Raw genomic sequence first — 12,441 nt, 5'->3', positions numbered from 1 at the left:
CGACGGCCTGGCCGCCCTGCTGGCCAATCCACCGGCCGACCCGTTCGCCGAGGACCTGGTGGTGGTGCCCGCCCGCGGCGTCGAGCGTTGGCTCAGTCAGCGACTCTCCCACCGGCTGGGCCGGGCGCGCGGCGACGACGGGGTGTGCGCGGGGGTGCTGTTCCGCAGTCCCGGTTCGCTGATCGCCGAGATCACCGGCACCGCCGAGGACGATCCGTGGGCGCCGGACGCGCTGGCGTGGCCGCTGCTGGAGGCGATCGACTGCTCGCTGGACGAGCCCTGGTGCCGCACGCTGGCCGCGCACGTCGGGCACTTCCACGCCGGCGCGGAGGCCGAGCTGCGCCGGGGCCGGCGCTACGAGGTGGCGCGCCGGCTGGCCGGGTTGTTCGCCTCCTACGCGCGGCAACGCCCGCAGCTGCTGGTCGACTGGTTGCACGGGCGCACCGGCGGCGTCGACGACGACCTGCGGTGGCAGCCCGAGCTGTGGCGGGCGCTGGCCGCGCGGGTGCGCGCCGACCCGCCCCACGTCCGGCACCAGCACACCGTCGAACGACTCAGGGCATCCAAAAGCCAACTGCCGCAACGCTTGTCGTTGTTCGGTCACACCCGGCTGGCGTGCACCGATGTCGAGCTCCTCGACGCGTTGGCCGCCCACCACGAGCTACACCTGTGGTTACCGCACCCCAGCGACCGCCTGTGGCGGGCACTGGCCGGGACGCACGGGGCGGTTTCCCGGCGCGACGACACCAGCCACCGCGCGGTGCGTCACCCGCTGCTGGCGACACTGGGCCGCGACCTGCGCGAGCTGCAGCGCGCCCTGCCGGCCGATCCGCAGACCGACGAACACCTTGCCGGCGCCGCCCACCCCGCCACCCTGCTGGGCTGGCTGCAGTCCGACATCGCCGCGAACGCCGTTCGCCCCCAAGGCCGCACGCTGCCCGACGACGACCGCTCGGTGCAGATCCACAACTGCCACGGGCCCGCCCGCCAGGTCGACGTGCTGCGCGAGGTGCTGCTTGGCCTGCTGCAGGACGACCCCACGCTGGAGCCGCGCGACATCCTGGTGATGTGCCCCGACATCGAGACCTACGCGCCGCTGATCGTCGCCGACTTCGGTCTCGGTGACGTGGTCCACGGCGCGCACCCCGCCCACCGGCTGCGGGTCCGGCTCGCGGACCGCTCGCTGATCCAAACCAACCCGCTGCTGGGGGTGGCCGCGCAGTTGCTGACCCTGGCGGCCGGCCGGGCCACCGCCAGCGAGGTGCTCGACCTGGCGCAGGTGCCGGCGGTGCGGGCCCAATTCGGGTTCACCGACGACGATTTGGAGGCGATCACCCGCTGGGTGCGTCAGGCCAACATCCGCTGGGGCTTCGACACCGAACACCGCCGCCCCTACCACGTTGACTTCGTGCACAACACGTGGCGGTTCGGGCTCGACCGGATACTGGCGGGGGTCGCCATGTCCGACGACTCGAACGCCTGGCTGGACGCGACGCTGCCGCTCGACGACGTCAGCAGTAACCGCGTCCAATTAGCCGGCCAACTCGCCGAATTCGTCGCCCGGCTGCACCGCACGGCCGACGCGCTGTCCGGCGCACAGCCGCTCACCGACTGGCTGACCGCCCTCGCCGACGGCGTCACCGCGCTGACACGGGTGCCGGACGCCGACGAGTGGCAGACCAGCCAGATGCAGCGCGAGTTCGCCAAGGTGCTCGACGACGCCGGGACGCGGGCGGGCACCACGCTGCGGTTGCCCGACGTCCGCGCGCTGCTCAACCGGCACCTCGCGGGGCGTCCCACCCGAGCCAACTTCCGCACCGGCACCCTGACGGTGTGCACCATGGTGCCGATGCGCTCGGTGCCACACCGCATCGTGTGCCTGGTGGGCCTCGACGACGGCCTGTTCCCCCGCCTGGGTGTCGTCGACGGCGACGACGTGCTGGCCCGCCATCCGGTGACCGGGGAACGCGACATCCGTTCGGAGGACCGGCAACTGCTGCTCGACGCGATCGGCGCGGCGACCGACAAGCTGGTCATCACCTACACCGGCGCCAATGAGTACTCGGGCCAGGCACGCCCGCCCGCGGTGCCGCTGGCCGAGCTCCTCGACGCCCTGGACGCGACCACGCAGCGGGCGGTGCGCGACCGCATCGTCGTCGTGCACCCATTGCAGCCCTTCGACATTCGCAACGTGATGCCCGGCGAGCTGGTGCCGCGGGTGCCGTTCAGTTTCGATCCCACGGTGCTGCGGGCGGCGCGCGCCACCACCGGCGAGCAGGCCGAGCGGCCCGCCTTCATCACCGGGCCGCTGCCGGCCCCGCGCGACGAGGACGTCAACCTCGCCGACCTCGTCGCGTTCTTCCGGGACCCGGTGAAGGGCTTCTTCCGCGCGCTGGAATACACCTTGCCCCGCGACGTCGACGGCGTGCAGGACGCCATGCCCGTCGACATCAACAGCCTCGAGGAGTGGACCGTCGGCGACCGGATGCTCGGCGACATGCTGCGCGGGATGACCCCCGACGACGCCCGGCAGGCCGAATGGCGCCGCGGGACGTTGCCGCCCGGCCAGCTGGGCTGGCGCAAGGTGACCGAGCTGCGCGACCAGGCCGCCCTGCTGGCGCAGGAGGCGCGCCGGCACCGCCGGGCGGACGCGCGAGCCTACGACGTCGACGTCGAGCTCGGCGCGGGTCGGCGACTGACCGGCACAGTGTCGGCGGTCTACGGCGAGCGGTTGGTCTCGGTGACCTATAGCCGGCTGGACGGCAAGCACCTGCTGGAATCGTGGATCCCGTTGCTGGCGTTGCTCGCTCACCACCCCGGCCGGGACTGGTCGGCGGTGTGCATCGGCCGGATGAAACGGGGCAGCGCCGTGCGGGTGGAGGGGTTGGGGCCACCACTCGACGACGCCGCCGCCGCGGTGCTGCGTGAGCTGATCGCGATCTACGACGCCGGGCGCCGCGAGCCGATCCCGCTGCCCATCAAGACGTCGTACGCGTGGGCGGCCGCCCGGCACGGGGGCGAGGACCCGGCGGCGCAGGCGCGGTATCGCTGGAAGTCGAGCGACCGGTTCCCCGGGGAGGACGAGGCGCCGGCGCACGTGCGCGCCTGGGGGCACCGCGCCCCGCTGGACGACCTGCTGCAGCCGGTGCGGCCGGGCGAGGAATGTGACGGCGAGGACACCCGGTTGGGCGCATACGCCGCCCGGGTGTGGCTGCCGATGCTGCGCGCCGAGCGGAAGCCTGCGTAGATGGAACCGTTCAACCTGCTCGGCGCGCTGCCCGCCGAACGGTCGACCACCGTGCTGGAGGCCAGCGCGGGCACCGGCAAGACGTTCGCGCTTGCCGGGCTGGTGACCCGCTATGTCGCCGAGGGCGCCGCGACGCTGGACCAGATGCTGCTGATCACGTTCGGCCGCGCCGCCAGCCAGGAGCTGCGCGAACGCGTGCGGTGTCAGATGGTGGACGCGGTACGGGCTTTCGGCGATCCGGCGGCCGTCGGGGACAACGCGTTGGTGGCGCAGCTGATCGAGGGCAGCGCCGCCGAGCGTGCCCTGCGCGAGCAACGGCTGCGCGACGCGCTGGCCGGCTTCGACGCGGCCACGATCGCCACCACGCACCAGTTCTGCCAGCTGGTGTTGAAATCGCTGGGGGTGGCCGGGGACACCGCGGCGAACATGACCCTGCTGGAGAGCCTCGACGAGATGGTGTCCGAAATCGTCGACGACCTGTACCTGGCCCACTTTGGGCAGGAGCGCAACGATCCGGTGCTGCTGTACCGCGACGCGCTGCGGCTGGCGCGCGAGGTCGTCCGCAACCCGTCGACGCAGCTGCGTCCCCTCGACCCACCCCCGGGGTCGCGCGCCGCGGTCTGCGTCGGGTTCGCCAATGACGTTCTGGCCGAATTGGATTCGCGTAAGCGCCAGCGTGGCGTGCTGAGCTACGACGACCTGTTGATCCGGTTGGCGGACGCGCTGGCCACCGAGGATGCACCGGCGCGGGTGCGCATGCACCGGCGTTGGCCGATCGTCATGGTCGACGAGTTCCAGGACACCGACCCCGTGCAATGGCAGGTGATCGACCGCGCCTTCAGCGGGCGCTCCACCGTCGTGCTGATCGGCGACCCGAAGCAGGCGATCTATGCGTTTCGCGGCGGGGACATCGTCACCTACCTGCGGGCGGCCGCGACGGCGGGCGAGAAACGAACCCTGAACACCAACTGGCGCAGCGACTCCGCGCTCGTCGAGCGGCTGCAGGTGGTGCTGCGCGGCGCCCAGCTCGGCGACCCCGCGATCGTCGTCAACGAGGTCGCCGCGCAGCACCGCGGGCACCGGCTCGCCGGCGCACCGCGCAACGACCCGTTCCGGTTACGCGTGGTGGCACGAAAGACGTTGGGCCGCAAGGGTATCGCTAACCTACCGATCGACGAGTTGCGGGCGCACATCGGCGCCGACCTGGCCGCTGACATCCGCGCGCTGCTGGCCAGCGGCGCGACGTTCGGCGGCGCACCGCTGCAGGCGCGCGACATCGCCGTCATCGTGGAGAAGCACCGGGACGCCGCCGCGTGCTTCCAGGCGTTGTGTGACGCGGGGGTTCCCGCCGTCTATACGGGCAACACCGACGTGTTCGCCTCGGAGGCCGCGGAGGACTGGCTGTGCCTTCTTGAGGCGTTCGACCAGCCGCACCGGCCCGGCATGGTGCGCGCCGCCGCCGCCACCATGTTCTTCGGTGAGACCGCCGAAACCCTGGCGGCGGGCGGGGACGCCCTGACGGACCGGGTCGCAGAAACGTTGCGCGAGTGGGCCGGTCACGCCCGCGACCGCGGGGTGGCGGCCATCTTCGAGGCCGCGCAGCTGCGGGGCATGGGCAACCGGGTGCTGTCCTGGCGCGGTGGCGAGCGGCACATGACCGACCTGGCCCACCTCACCGAGCTGCTGCAAGACGTCGCGCACCGCGAGCACTACAGCCTGCCCGCGCTGCGGGACTGGCTGCGCGCGCAGCGCGACGAGCGCAGCGGCGCGCCCGAACGCAACCGCCGCCTGGACAGCGACGCCGCGGCCGTGCAGATCATGACCGTGTTCGTCAGCAAGGGCCTGCAATACCCCGTCGTGTACCTGCCGTTCGCGTTCAATCGCAACGCCCAGGACCGCGACGTGGTGCTGTTTCACGACGACGGCGTCCGCTGCCTGCACGTCGGCGGCACGGACAGCCCGGACTTCAGAACCGTCGAGCGCCTGGGCCGCAAGGAGGATGCCAGCGATGACAGCCGGCTGACCTACGTCGCGTTGACCCGCGCGCAGTCCCAGGTGGTGGCGTGGTGGTCGCCGGCGTACTCCGAGCCCAACGGCGGGCTGTCGCGGCTGCTGCGTGGCCGCCGGCCCGGCGAGGCGCTGGTGCCCGACCGCTGCGAGCCCGCGAAGATCTCCGACGACGACGCGCTGGCCCGGCTGCGCGCGTGGGAAGCGGCGGGTGGGCCGGTGATCGAGGAGTCGGTGATCGCCGCCGCCCCACCGTTGCCGGCGCGCGCGGTGCCGACGGGGTTGCGCAGCAGGCACTTTCATCGCGGCATCGACACCGCCTGGCGGCGCACGTCGTATTCGGGGCTGATCAGGGAGGCCGAGCCCGGCGGGGTCAGCAGCGAACCGGAGGTGGGCGACCTCGACGACGAGGCCGGCGACATCCCGGTGGCCACCGCCGCGTCCGTCCCGGACGTGCCCTCGCCGATGGCCGGGCTGCCGGCGGGGGCGAAGTTCGGCTCGCTGGTGCACGCCGTGCTGGAGACGGCCGACCCGACCGCCCCGGACCTGGCCGCCGAGCTGGAGGCGCAGATCCGCCTGCACTCGGTGTGGTGGCCGGTGGCCGTGGCGCCGGCCGACCTGGCGGCGGCCCTGGTGCCCCTGCACGACACGCCGCTGGGTCCGCTGGCCGCCGGGCTGACGCTGCGCGACATCGCACTGCCGGACCGGATGCGCGAGTTGGACTTCGAGCTGCCGCTGGCCGGCGGCGACCGGCGGGCGGACGCGCCCGAGATCCGGCTGGCGGACCTGGCGCCGCTGCTGCGCGAGCGGCTGCCCGGCGACGACCCGCTCGCGTCGTACGCCGACCGGCTGGCCGGTGATGAGCTGGGCGCCCAACCGCTGCGCGGCTACCTGACGGGGTCGATCGACGCCGTGTTGCGGGTGCCCGACGGCACCGACCACCGCTACGTGGTGGTCGACTACAAGACCAACTGGCTCGGTGACCCCGAAACACCGCTGACCGCAGCCGATTACGACCGACCCCGGCTGGTCGAGGCGATGCTGCACTCCGACTACCCGCTGCAGGCGCTCCTCTACGGCGCCGTGCTGCACCGATTCCTGCGCTGGCGGGTGCCGCACTACGACCCGGCCCGCCACCTGGGCGGCGTGCTCTACCTGTTCCTGCGGGGCATGTGCGGCGCCGGCACGCCGGTGCGCGACGGCCACCCGTGCGGGGTGTTCAGCTGGCAGCCGCCGCCGGCGCTGACGGCCGCGGTGTCGGACCTGCTCGACGGCGAGGCGGGCCGGTGACGGCGGGCCTGCTGCAGGCCTTCGACGACGCCGGGGTCTTCGAGGCGGCGGATTTGCATGTGGCGCAACGGCTCACGGCCCTCGCGCGGGAGGACGACGAGCGGGTGGCCCTGGCGGTCGCGCTGGTGGTGCGGGCGCTGCGGGGCGGTTCGGTGTGCGTGGATCTGCGCGCGGCCGAAGAACAGCTCGGCGTGGCCGACCTGCCCTGGCCCGACCCCGATGGCTGGCTGGGCGCCGTGCGCGCCAGCCCCCTGCTCGGGACTCCCCCGGTGCTGCGCCTGCTGGGCGACTTCTGCTACCTCGACCGGTACTGGCTCGAGGAGGACCAGGTCTGCACCGACCTGCTCGCCCTGTCCGTGACGGGGGCCGCCGGCGACACAGCCTCGTATGAGCGGCTTTTCCCGCCGGGTTACGAGGAGCAGCGGGCGGCCGCCGAAATCGCGGTGGCGCAGGCGGTGACGGTGCTGACGGGCGGGCCCGGCACCGGCAAGACCACCACCGTCGCGCGGCTGCTCGCCCTGCTGGCCGAGCGGGCGGAGCGGGCCGGGCGGCCGCGGCCACGCATCGCGCTGGCCGCACCGACGGGCAAGGCGGCGGCGCGGTTGGCCGAGGCCGTGACCGCCGGTGTCGGGCGGCTCGACGCCGCGGACCGCGCCCGGCTGACCGGGCTGCGCGCGACCACGTTGCACCGGCTGCTGGGGCCGCGCCCCGACACCTCGGCGCGCTTCCGCCACAACCGAACCAACCGGTTGCCGCACGACGTCATCGTGGTCGACGAGACCTCCATGGTGTCGCTGACGATGATGGCCCGGCTGCTGGAGGCGGTGCGGCCTGACGCCCGGTTGATCCTGGTCGGCGATCCGGACCAGCTGGCGTCCGTGGAGGCCGGCGCCGTGCTGGCCGACCTGGTGGACGGCCTGGACGCGCGTCCGGACGTGCGGGTCGCCGCGCTGCGCACGCCGCACCGGTTCGGCACGTCGATCGGCGCGCTGGCCGACGCGATCCGCGTCGGCGACGCCGACCGGGCGCTGGAGTTGCTGGCCGCCGGCGGCGCGCACGTCGAATGGATCGACTCCGACCGCCCGGCCGCCCGGCTGCGCGACGTCCTGGTGCCGCACGCGCTGCGGCTGCGGGCGGCCGCGCTGCTGGGTGCCTCAGAACGGGCCCTGACCACGCTCGACGAACACCGGCTGCTCTGCGCGCACCGCACGGGACCCTACGGCGCAAACCAGTGGAACACGCAGGTGCACAAGTGGATCGCCGAGGAGACCGGGCAGGCGGCCTGGTCGCAGTGGTACGCCGGCCGGCCGCTGCTGGTGACGGCGAACGACTACGGATTGCGGGTCTACAACGGCGACACCGGGGTGACGGTGGCGGGGCCGCAGGGGCTGCGCGCCGTGATCGCCGGGGCGGCCGGGCCGCTCGACTTCGCGACCAGCCGCCTGGGCGACGTGGAAACCATGCACGCCATGACGATTCACAAAAGCCAGGGCAGCCAGGTCGACGAGGTGACCGTGCTGCTGCCGTCGGAGGAGTCCCGGCTGCTGACCCGCGAGCTGTTCTACACGGCGGTGACGCGGGCCACGACCAAGGTTCGGGTGGCGGGCCCCGAGCCGGCGGTGCGCGCGGCGATCGAACGCCGGGCGGTGCGGGCCACCGGGCTGCGGCAGCGGCTGCGGGCCGCCGCACCCACCGCCTGAGCCGCGGTGCGGAAGAATCGGCCGCACCATGGACGACAACGACATCGCGGACATCGCGCCCCCGGCGTCGCGGCGCCGCCACATCGTGCGGCTCTGCCTGTTCGCCGGGTTTCTGCTGGTGATGTTCTACCTGGTGGCCATCGCGCGGGTGATCGACCTCGGGGAGGTGCAGCGCACGATCTCCTCGGCCGGGCCGCTGGCGCCGGTGGTCTACGTCGTGGTGTCGGCCGGTCTCGCCGCGGTCTTCGTGCCCGGGTCGCTGCTGGCCGCGGGCAGCGGGGTGCTGTTCGGGCCGGTGCTGGGGGTCTTCGTGACGCTGGGCGCGGCGATGGGCACCGCGGTCGTCGCCAGCTTCCTCGGCCGCCGCGCCGGCCGGGACAGCGCGCGGGCGCTGCTGGGCGCCGCGCGCGCCGACCGGATCGACGCGCTGATCGAGCGGCGCGGGCTGTGGGCGGTCGTCGGCCAGCGCTTCATCCCCGGAATCTCCGACGCGCTGGCCTCCTACGCATTCGGCGCCTTCGGGGTTCCGTTGTGGCAAATGGTCATCGGCTCATTCATCGGCTCGGTGCCCCGCGGCTTCGCCTACACCGCGCTGGGCGCATCGATCGGCCACCTGTCCTCGCCGCTGGCGTATTCGGCCATCGCGGTGTGGTGCGCGACCGCCGTCGTCGGCGCGTTCGCCGCGCACCGCGGGTACCGCAATTGGCGGGGCCGCCGCCGGCAGCGCAGCGAAACCCCGGAGCCCGAGACCGAAGGCCGCTAGCGCTGCGCCGCGACGAAGAGGTTGCCCGGCACGGCGTCGCGCACGGCCTCGGGAGCGGGGCGCCCGTAGCCGGCCATCAGCTCGTCGGACGGCGTCACCGTCACCGTCCAGCCGTGGCGGGCGAACCACGAGCCGACGTCCTCGCGCTCCTCGAAGTACCACAGGTCGTCGGTCCGCGGAACCTCACGGTCGGGATCCACCTTCGCCAGCAGGGCGCGCACCCGGTCCATCCGGGCCCGGCGCTTCGCGCGGTTCTCCGGATCCAGAAAGCTCGGTCCCAGCGCCTCGACGGCGACCCGGCTGCCCGGCGCGGCGAGCTCGTTGATGCGCTCGAACAGCAGGTCCTGCGCGGCCGCCGGCAGGTAGGGCATCAGACCCTCGGCCGACCACACGCTGGGCGCCGCCGGGTCAAAGCCCGCCTCCCGCAGCGCCGCCGGCCAGTCCTGGCGCAGGTCCACCGCCACGGGGATCCGGTGGCACGCCGGCTCGGCCCCGTGGGCCGCCAACGTCGACGCCTTGAAATCCAGCACCCGGGTCTGGTCGAGTTCGTACACGGTCGTCCCGGCGGGCCAGGGCAGCCGCCAGGACCGGGCGTCCAGGCCGGCCGCCAGGATGACCGCCTGCTGGATGCCGGCCGCGGTGGCGTCGGTGAAGAACCGGTCGAAAAACGCCGTGCGGGACGCCATGTAGTCGACCATCGACTGCATCTGCAGCGGCAACTCGGGCTCGGCCTCGACCAGCTCCGGGGGCAGCTGGGGCGCCGAATGCCAATTCCACACGCCGTCACCGGCGGCGTCGAGGAAGACCTGGGCGAACGGGTCGCTGATCAACGGGTTGTCGCTGCGGGTCTCCGCGGCCCGGGCCGACGCCACGCCGAGCGCCGTCGCGCCCACGCTCTCGGTGATTTCCCAGCTGTCGTTGTCGGTTCTGGCCACCCGACCACCCTCCCTGTTCGCTAGCTCGGCTACCGATACGACCCTACGCGCGGTGGGTGTGGGCGGGCTGTCGCGCGATCGGGCATCCGGTTAACTTGTTGGCGAGCCAGTGAGCGGGGTCGGCCGGCCGCGCCGGCGGATCCGAAGGATCGTTACACGATGCGAGTCGACGGGCGCCACGTCAGCGTTTCCGGCAACCTGCTGCAACCCCTCACCCGGCGCACCAACGACATCCTGCGGCTGTTCTCGGCCCTGCTGTTTTTGGCGCTGGTCATCACGTGTTCGGTCATCACCCGGCCGCAGTGGATCGCGCTGGAGCGGTCGCTGTCCCAGATCGTGGGGGTGCTGTCGCCCACCCAAAGCGACCTGGTCTACCTGGTCTACGGGTTCGCCATCGTCGCCCTGCCGTTCATGATCTTGATCGGCCTCGTCGTCGCCCGGCAGTGGAAGCTGCTCGGCGCGTACGCGACCGCGGGGCTGCTCGCCATCCTGCTGCTCTCGATCAGCGTCCCGCGCATCGCGGCGCCGCGCTGGCATTTCGACGTCCCGGACCGGCTCAGCACGCTGCCGGCGCAGTTCCTCGACGACCCGCGCTGGATCGGCATGCTGGCGGCGGTGCTGACGGTGTCGGGGCCCTGGCAGCCGGCGCGCTGGCGGCGCTGGTGGTGGGCGCTGCTGCTGGCGTTCGTGCCGATCCACCTGGTGGTCAGCGCCATCGTGCCGGCCCGCTCGTTGGTGGGGCTGGCGGTCGGGTGGGTGGTCGGCGCGTCGGTGGTCCTCGTGGTCGGCACCCCGGCCCTCGAGGTGCCGCTGGACGCCGCGGTGCGGGCGATGGGTCGGCGCGGGTTCGCCGTCACCGGGCTCACGGTGGTCCGGCCGGCCGGCCGCGGCCCGCTGGTGCTCGACGCCGGCTGCGAGCGGTCCGAGCGGGCCGCCGTGGTCGAGCTGTACGGTCCGCACCAGCGCAGCGGCGGCACCCTGCGCCAGCTGTGGGGCAAGCTGCGGCTGCGCGACACCGAGACCGCGCCGCTGCTGGCGTCCATGCAGCGCGCGGTCGAGCACCGCGCGCTGATGACGATCGCCATCGGCGGCATCGGGCTGGCCAACACGTCGACCATCGCCGTCGCGACCCTGCCCCGCGGCTGGGTCCTCTACGCGCACGAGCCGCCCCGGGGGGTGCCGTTGGACCGTTGCGCGACACCGCCACCGGTGCGACGGACCTGGGAGGCGCTGCACGCGCTGAACTGCGAGCAGATGGCCCACGGCGACCTGCGCGGCAACGAGATCACCGTCGACGACGACACCGTGCTGTTCGGCGGGTTCCACAGCGCCGAGTACGGCGCCACCGAGGCCCAGCTGCAATCGGACATCGCCCACCTGCTGGTGACGACGTCCGACGTCTACGACCCGAAGTCGGCGGTCGCCGCGGCGATCGACGTGTTCGGCAAGGACACCGTCCTGACCGCCTCGCGCCGTCTCACCAAAGTCGCTGTGCCGCGGCCTATCCGGAAGTCGATCGCCGACGCGGGCAGCGTCATCTCCGAGACGCGGGCCGAGGTGAAACGGCAGACCGGCGCCGACCAGATCAAGACCCAGACCATCACCCGGTTCACCCGCAGCCAGATCATCCAGCTGGTGCTCTTCGGCGCGCTCGGCTACGTCGCGTACCCGTTCATCAGCACGGCGCCGACGTTCTTCAACCAGCTCAAGACGGCGAACTGGTGGTGGGCGCTGCTAGGCCTGGCGGTGTCGGCGCTGACCTACGTGGGGGCCGCCGCCGCGCTGTGGGCCTGCACCGACGGGACGGTCAAGTTCTGGCGGCTTTCGATCGTCCAGGTCGCCAACACCTTCGCCGCGACCACCACGCCGGCCGGCGTGGGCGGCCTCGCGCTGTCCACCCGCTACCTGCAGAAGAGCGGCCTGACCGCGATGCGGGCCACCGCCGCGGTGGCGCTGCAACAGGCCGTGCAGGTGATCGTGCACCTCGGGCTGCTGATCTTGTTCAGCGCCGTCGCGGGCGCCTCGATGAACCTCAAACACTTCGTGCCCAGCGCCACCCTGCTCTATCTGATCGGCGGCGTGGCGCTGGGCATCGTCGGGACGCTGCTGTTCGTGCCCAAGTCGCGGCGCTGGCTGGCGACCGAGGTGCGCCCCAAGCTGACCGAGGTGACGAGCGACCTGTTCAAGCTCGCCCGCGAACCCCGGCGGCTGGCGCTGATCCTGTTGGGTTGCGCCGGAACGACGCTGGGGGCCGCGCTGGCCCTGTGGGCCAGTGTCGAGGCCTTCGGCGGCGGCACCACGTTCGTCGCGGGCACCCCGAAGGCGGCGAGCCCACCGATCAGCGCCGCCTCGACCGCCCCGACCCCACCCGGCGTCGGGGCGGCCGAGGCCAGCGTCCCGCCGACCATCGTGACCACGGTGACCGCGACGAACGTGGTGCCGCCGCCGAAGGCCTCGACACTGGCCCACAGGGCCAGCGCGGCCCCCAGCGTCGTTCCG

General features: G+C 73.1%; 6 protein-coding genes. 5 read left to right on the top strand and 1 reads right to left on the bottom strand.

Annotated features, from left to right (window positions below; translation table 11 throughout):
- The 4 genes from recC to A5714_RS15640 all read left to right on the top strand — a co-directional run.
- Window positions 1-3,247 (top strand): exodeoxyribonuclease V subunit gamma (gene recC / locus A5714_RS15655; protein WP_068286484.1); only part of this gene is annotated, 3,247 nt, incomplete at its 5' end.
- Window positions 3,248-6,544: an exodeoxyribonuclease V subunit beta gene (gene recB / locus A5714_RS15650; protein WP_068286481.1), complete on the top strand. Its 3,297-nt coding sequence runs from the start codon at window positions 3,248-3,250 to the stop codon at window positions 6,542-6,544.
- The gene (gene recD / locus A5714_RS15645; RefSeq protein WP_068286479.1) at window positions 6,541-8,244 is read left to right on the top strand and encodes an exodeoxyribonuclease V subunit alpha; all 1,704 of its coding nucleotides are present in this window, start codon (window positions 6,541-6,543) and stop codon (window positions 8,242-8,244) included. Before recB ends, recD begins: the two co-directional genes overlap by 4 nt.
- A 28-nt stretch (window positions 8,245-8,272) precedes the next feature.
- Complete coding sequence (locus A5714_RS15640) at window positions 8,273-9,007, top strand: TVP38/TMEM64 family protein (protein WP_068286476.1); 735 nt, start codon at window positions 8,273-8,275, stop codon at window positions 9,005-9,007.
- Here A5714_RS15640 and A5714_RS15635 read toward each other — a convergent pair.
- A complete protein-coding gene (locus A5714_RS15635; RefSeq protein ID WP_068286473.1) occupies window positions 9,004-9,942 on the bottom strand; it encodes a class I SAM-dependent methyltransferase in 939 nt (312 codons plus the stop codon). The two genes, A5714_RS15640 and A5714_RS15635, sit on opposite strands and share 4 nt — an antisense overlap.
- 159 nt (window positions 9,943-10,101) lie before the next feature.
- Here A5714_RS15635 and A5714_RS15630 point away from each other — a divergent pair.
- On the top strand, window positions 10,102-12,441 hold a 2,340-nt coding region (locus A5714_RS15630; protein ID WP_369829446.1), incomplete at its 3' end, for a YbhN family protein.

Source organism: Mycobacterium sp. E2462 (genome assembly GCF_001672685.1).
GTDB lineage: Bacteria > Actinomycetota > Actinomycetes > Mycobacteriales > Mycobacteriaceae > Mycobacterium.
Note: the sequence above shows the minus strand (reverse complement) of the source record. Positions and strands in the feature narration are given on the sequence as shown.

Bases quoted from the DNA above. Each gene is read 5' to 3' on its own strand.
- recB (WP_068286481.1), top strand. From the start codon at position 3,248: ATGGAACCGTTCAACCTGCTCGGCGCGCTGCCCGCCGAACGGTCGACC.
- A5714_RS15640 (WP_068286476.1), top strand. From the start codon at position 8,273: ATGGACGACAACGACATCGCGGACATCGCGCCCCCGGCGTCGCGGCGC.